This window comes from Citrobacter sp. Igbk 16, assembly GCF_028069755.1.
Lineage (GTDB): Bacteria > Pseudomonadota > Gammaproteobacteria > Enterobacterales > Enterobacteriaceae > Citrobacter.
The window spans coordinates 1-510 of sequence record NZ_JANEWJ010000089.1 but is presented as its reverse complement, the minus strand read 5'-3'; the positions used below and the strand labels follow the sequence as shown (position 1 = coordinate 510).

Genomic DNA, 510 nt, shown 5'->3' with positions numbered 1-510 from the left:
GCGAGGCCGAAAGGCGTAGTCGATGGGAAACAGGTTAATATTCCTGTACTTGGTGTTACTGCGAAGGGGGGACGGAGAAGGCTATGTTAGCCGGGCGACGGTTGTCCCGGTTTAAGCATGTAGGCGGAGAGTTTAGGTAAATCCGGACTCTTACTAACGCTGAGGTGTGATGACGAGGCACTACGGTGCTGAAGTAACAAATGCCCTGCTTCCAGGAAAAGCCTCTAAGCATCAGGTAACACAAAATCGTACCCCAAACCGACACAGGTGGTCAGGTAGAGAATACCAAGGCGCTTGAGAGAACTCGGGTGAAGGAACTAGGCAAAATGGTGCCGTAACTTCGGGAGAAGGCACGCTGATATGTAGGTGAAGCGGTTTACCCGTGGAGCTGAAATCAGTCGAAGATACCAGCTGGCTGCAACTGTTTATTAAAAACACAGCACTGTGCAAACACGAAAGTGGACGTATACGGTGTGACGCCTGCCCGGTGCCGGAAGGTTAATTGATGGG

Annotated in this window: 1 rRNA gene; it reads left to right on the top strand. The window is 51.4% G+C overall.

Going from position 1 to position 510, the window contains the following annotated elements:
* A 23S ribosomal RNA gene (locus NNO03_RS22485) occupies positions 1–510 on the top strand; the annotation flags it as partial.